This window comes from uncultured Campylobacter sp. (assembly GCF_937890585.1).
Lineage (GTDB): Bacteria > Campylobacterota > Campylobacteria > Campylobacterales > Campylobacteraceae > Campylobacter_A.
The window spans coordinates 1-5667 of sequence record NZ_CALACG010000260.1; the positions used below are offsets into that span (position 1 = coordinate 1).

5 protein-coding genes and 1 tRNA gene are annotated in these 5667 nt (G+C 37.3%); 1 reads left to right on the top strand and 5 read right to left on the bottom strand.

Going from position 1 to position 5667, the window contains the following annotated elements; genetic code table 11:
* The first annotated feature begins 117 nt into the window (after positions 1-117).
* Complete coding sequence (locus Q0296_RS07865) at positions 118-1716, top strand: hypothetical protein (protein ID WP_298039036.1); 1599 nt, start codon at positions 118-120, stop codon at positions 1714-1716.
* Between the two features lie 181 nt (positions 1717-1897).
* On the opposite strand, the gene Q0296_RS07870 is transcribed toward Q0296_RS07865, so the two are convergent.
* The 5 genes from Q0296_RS07870 to aspS form a co-directional block, all read right to left on the bottom strand.
* Positions 1898-1974 (bottom strand) — tRNA-Ile (locus tag Q0296_RS07870).
* A gap of 123 nt (positions 1975-2097) precedes the next feature.
* Complete coding sequence (gene ppa, locus Q0296_RS07875; RefSeq protein WP_009294194.1) at positions 2098-2616, bottom strand: inorganic diphosphatase; 519 nt, start codon at positions 2614-2616, stop codon at positions 2098-2100.
* A gap of 70 nt (positions 2617-2686) precedes the next feature.
* A complete protein-coding gene (locus Q0296_RS07880; protein ID WP_298039041.1) occupies positions 2687-3022 on the bottom strand; it encodes a NirD/YgiW/YdeI family stress tolerance protein in 336 nt (111 codons plus the stop codon).
* Between the two features lie 108 nt (positions 3023-3130).
* On the bottom strand, positions 3131-3700 hold the full coding sequence (locus Q0296_RS07885) for an adenylate kinase (protein ID WP_004317610.1): 570 nt from the start codon (positions 3698-3700) through the stop codon (positions 3131-3133).
* 254 nt (positions 3701-3954) lie between these two features.
* Positions 3955-5655 (bottom strand): aspartate--tRNA ligase, encoded by a 1701-nt coding sequence (gene aspS, locus Q0296_RS07890; protein WP_298039045.1) that lies wholly within the window; start codon positions 5653-5655, stop codon positions 3955-3957.
* Positions 5656-5667: the final 12 nt, after the last annotated feature.

Consider the following 5667-nt stretch of genomic DNA (forward strand, 5'->3'; position numbering starts at 1 on the left):
GTTGTAAATATACTACAACTGTCTTGTATATAAAGATATCTACTTTTTTAAAGATAAATCTTTTTATATGTAAAAATGATTATAATTGATAACATTATTTGTGTGAAAGGAGTTGTTGTGAATAGCCATGATAAATCAAATTTAAGCGCGTCATCTGAAATTGATGAAAACGCTCAGCTATTGATAAGTGATATTTTGGATGGCAAAACATCAATATTGCAGTGGATAGAACAAAATATACAAGACGGCAAATTAAGTATAGAAAAACAATATGATATGCCAGATAAAAATGACTATTATTTATCTAAGAGTGAGTTAAGAGAATTAAAATTTGTTCCAGGAGCGTTAAGTGGTTGGAATAGTGATGAAGGTAGGGAAGTGGCTGCTAAAATCATTGTTATGATTAGAGATATTCACGCAATTTTTTCGTCTAAAGAAAATATAGATGACTGTGTGCTAGAAGTTAGTTTGGCAAATTTGTATAAATTTTTACTAACACAAAGCGCTTGCGTATATGGCTATGATTTTGAGGAGATGATTTCTCAAGACGATGAGCTGTATTCAACTGCACTAAGAGTCGGTATATTTTTTATGAAAAGAGCTGTGCATAAAGAACCGATCAAATTTGGCATATGTACTACATGGTATTATGGGTCTAAAGAGATAGACTATTTACTATTTACTCTTGGATTGACAGATGATTTTTCTATATATACGACATGTTCATTTGAGATGAAACAAAAAAACGATAGTGTATTTAAAATGGCAAAACTAACCGACGGATATGGTAGATTGAATTACTTAAAGGGTCTTGATGCTACCAATGATGAGATAAAAACTTGGATGATCTATCATGGCTATAAATGTAGTTTGGGTTGTGAGTTTACTGCTTATATTTGTGCAAGTAGAGGAGATTTGTTATATCACATAAAAAAAGGGTGGAATGATGATCTATATGATTGTGCAGGTGATATTATATGTGGGTTGATAGATGATCATGAAAATAAGATCTTTGAGTATGTGGACGCAAAGGAAGTAGTGGAGCTTTTTATAGAAGAGTCTTTAAAGCAAAATATGAATATAGATAAATTTAGTAAGCTCTGTGATATTTTTTATTTTATAAGAGACGATTGGGAAGAAATTGGATGGAGTAAAGAGACAAAAGGCGAGTTGATTGATCAAATTTCAAATATCGCTTGCAATAAAAATTATGACTGGGAAAGACTGGTAAAGAAAAATATATCCAACTACAAAGCAAGAAATATAGCAAAAGCTTTAAATATAGGTATTTGGAACGATTTATTTAACTACGCAATGCAAAATAATAATTTCTCGGATTGGTATTCGCTGGCTCAAACGGATAATATTGATGAGTTTAGAATGGTTTGCGCGCTTGCAGAAAAAGTATTGGATCTTGAAAGCATATCTACCGGCATCGCTGATGAGCTAGGTTTTAACGGAAATTTTGGAAAACATAACGATCTATCTATTATTTTGCAAAAAATGAGAGAATTTAATCAAATTATTAGCGTAAAACTAGTGCAAGCCGGTTTAAACTGTCCTGTAACTAGCACTAGAAACATGGCATTGAGTGCTGTTTTGTCGTCTAGTGATATTCCGCATGAAATTATCCAAACAATAACCCGAAACAAAGATATGGAGCCAAATAAGGATTCTTTGGAGTATTATAATATGATTTTGAATATTGAAAAATGAAAATCTAGTGACGGGCATACTAAAGCCTGTAATATATTAAAAAGATAACAATATGCGGTGTCAAATAAAAAGACCGTTAAATTTTAGAAGATTAACTTATTGATGAGCGAAATTTAAAAACTACTAAACGCTTTAAATGATTTGAAAAAATGAATATTTTTAAAAATTATTGTATTAAAAATGGTGGGTTCACCAGGACTCGAACCTGGGACCATCCGGTTATGAGCCGGATGCTCTAACCAACTGAGCTATGAACCCACAGTTGAAAGAAAATCGTATTATACAAGAAAAAGCTTATCTAAATATAAAAATAGCCTTTTTAATATGGCGTATAAAACGAACAAATTTAAAAAGAAAAAGCCCTAAAATAGGGCTTATAAATTATTTATAATTTTTTATCGCAGCGTCTAAAATCTCTTTTGCAGCGTTTGCGTCTTTAAATTCTTTCACCTTTACCCATTTGTTTGGCTCAAGAATTTTATAAGTTTCAAAGAAATTTTTGATCTTATTTAGTGTCGCAGTTGGCAAATCTTCGTAGCTTTTTATCGCTTCATATCTTGGATCGATCTTTGTAACTGGCACAGCCAAAAGCTTCTCATCCATGCCTGCTTCATCCTCCATCACCAAAACGCCTATCAAGCGGCAAGGGATGACGCTACCAGCCTGGAGAGGATACTCGTTTAGCACTAAAATATCAGCTGGGTCGCCGTCAGCTGCAAGTGTGTTTGGCACAAAGCCGTAGTTTGCTGGGTAGAACATCGCTGAGTAAAGCACGCGATCAACTACGACTGCACCGCTATCTTTGTCGATCTCGTATTTTATATTTGAGCCATAAGGTATTTCGATTACGGCATTGATTTTATCTGGGTTTGAGCCAAATTTGATCTTTGAAACGTCCATATATTCGTCCTTTTTATTAGAAATTTTCGTGATTTTAGTATTTTTTGCATTAAATACGCGTAAAATTTAACTACTTTATAACCTCTACGCTACCTACGTCGATCTTCATTTTTGTGAAGTCTTTATCCACCTCGCCTCTTATTCTTAAAAGCGTATCTTCGTTGGCTGTTACATTGCCCCATTTTTTGTCGCCTATCTCAACAACGATAACGTCGCCATTTTTATCGATAAATTCATACTTATCTGATTTGATATGTGACTTTATCTTGCCCTCAAGAACGACTTTGGCGTCGTCATTTAGCTTTAAAGCATCTTTTACGCTTATCGTCTCACTTTGGTGTTTTGATGCGAAGCCTCCAGCCATTGCGATACTAGCAGCTAGTGAAGCGATGATGATTTTTTTCATTTTTATCCTTTTAAAATTGGTTGTGAAATTTTAAAAGGATATTACATTTTTGATGTTAATGAAAGGTAAGTTTTGAAACCTTGCACCTTTTGATGCAAGGTCTGTGAGTTATATAAGTTTAGCTAGTAAATTTTTGATGTCAGCTACGATCTCGTCGATGCCGCGTTCGCCATTTACTACGTGAAGTAGCTCTTTTTCGCTGTAAAACTTGCGGATAGGCTTGATCGGATCAAGATAGACTTTCATGCGGTTGTTAAAGACTTCGTTGTTATCATCAGCGCCTCTTGCACGGCCAAGCACTCTAGCTCTTGCCACATCTTCGCTAACATCCACTTCGATGACGCCTTTTAGAGAAATTTCATCTTGCTCGCTTAAGACTTTGTCAAGCTCAGTCATTTGCTCAACGCTTCTTGGGTAGCCGTCGATTATGATGTTTGATTTATTTGAGCTTTTGATAGCTGAGACGATCGCATTTACGACAACGTCAAGTGGGACTAAATTTCCTTTTGATATAAAGCCGTCTATAAGCTTGCCAAGCTCGCTACCGCTAGCTACTTCAGCTCTTAAAAGATCGCCAGTTGAAAAGTGTGCAAATTTCTCATCATGCTGTGCGATTATCGATGCGTCTGTTGTTTTGCCGCTGCCTGGAGCGCCGATGATTAAAAATAAATTTTTCATTTTTTCCCTTTTATTGCCTTTGTCTTTTGAGCGCTTTTTGCGGAGCTAGTAAAATCTAGCTTGATGAACTAAGTGTTTTATCTGCGCAAAATTTTACGTCGCAACCACAAAAATCATCTCAAACTACTTAGGCAAGTTTTAATTTAATTAGCCGCCAAGTTGGAGGCATCTTTTTATAAATTTAAATTTAGGATGGAATTTTTTCTAAGAAAAATATTTAAAGACAAAATTCCATCTCTTTTTAAAGGCAAATTTTAAGCCTTTTGCTCTTTTTCTCTTATCCTTAGTCCTAGTTCCCTAAGCTGTTCGTTGCTAGCGTAGCTTGGTGCCTTTGTGAGTGGGCACTGAGCGCGCTGTGTTTTAGGGAAGGCTATGACGTCGCGGATCGAGCTTGCTTTATTTACAAGCATATTTAGCCTATCAAAGCCGATCGCGATACCACCATGTGGAGGCGCACCAAATGTCAAGGCATCAAGCAAGAAGCCAAATTTCTCACGCTGCTCGGCTTCATCTATGCCAAGAAGCTTAAAGACCTTTTGTTGGATGTCATTTTTGTGAATTCTTATACTTCCGCCACCAAGCTCAAAGCCGTTTAACACGACGTCGTGAGCGATAGAGAGGATGTCTTCAAGATCAGGCTCATCTATATTTTTTGGCATAGTAAATGGGTGGTGCATCGCAGAGTAGCTGCCATCGTCATTTTGCTCAAACATTGGGAAGTCAAGCACCCATAAAAACTCAAGTCTGTCTTGATCGATGATACCCATTTGCTCTGCTAGGAAAATTCTAAATCTTCCCATATAATCAAGCACGATCTTTTTCTTGCCAGCACCAAAGAATACGACGTCACCAACCTTTAGCTCGCATCTTGAGACGATCTCGTCAAGATCGCTTTGCTCGAAAAATTTGCAAAGCGGACCTTTTAAACCATCTTCTTTCATCTGGAAGTATCCAAGGCCTTGCGCGCCAAATTTACGTACAAACTCCTCAAATCTATTCATCTCACGCTTACTAAAGATGTTGTCGCCATTTGGCACTTTTAGCGCTTTTATGCGGTTTTTCTTCTTATCTTTTGCGATAGAGCTAAAAATTTCATTGCTTGAGCGCTCAAAAATATCGATAACATCGATCATTTTTAGATCATATCTGAGGTCTGGCTTGTCTGAGCCGTAAGTCTCGGTCGCCTCTTTGTAGCTCATGCGTCTAAACGGCGTTTTGATGTCGTGTCCGCAGGCTTTAAAAATGTCTTTTAGCATCGTCTCAGCCATATTTATGATATCTTCTTGCTCGACAAAGCTCATTTCGATATCTATTTGAGTAAATTCTGGTTGGCGATCAGCCCTTAAGTCCTCGTCGCGGAAGCATTTTGCTATCTGAAAATACTTATCAAAGCCAGAACACATCAAAAGTTGTTTAAATAGCTGTGGGCTTTGTGGGAGCGCGTAAAACTGGCCCGGATATACACGGCTTGGCACTAGATAGTCTCTTGCGCCTTCTGGAGTTGCACGTGTTAAAACTGGAGTTTCAAACTCGATAAAGCCCATTTTATCTAGGCTGTTTCTAGCTGCTATCGCCGCGCGAGAGCGCATTTTAAAGATATTTTGCAAGCGCTCGCTTCTTAGGTCTAAAAAGCGGTATTTTAGCCTGATGTCCTCATTTACGCTCTCATCGCCTATCATAAATGGTAGTGGCTCGCTTGGATTTTCGATAATGAGCTCGCTTACTATCACCTCTATTTCGCCAGTTTTTAGCTTTGGATTGGTCAGTCCTTCGCCTCTAGCTCTTACTTTACCTTTTGCTTTTAAGACATATTCATCTCTTACTTTTGCAGCCACGTCGTGTGCTTCTTTGCTGTCAGCAGGGTCACAAACTAATTGTATAAGCCCGCTAACGTCTCTTAAATCGATGAAAACGACGCCACCGTGGTCTCTATATGTGCTGTCTCTTATACACATCTCCGAGCCCAC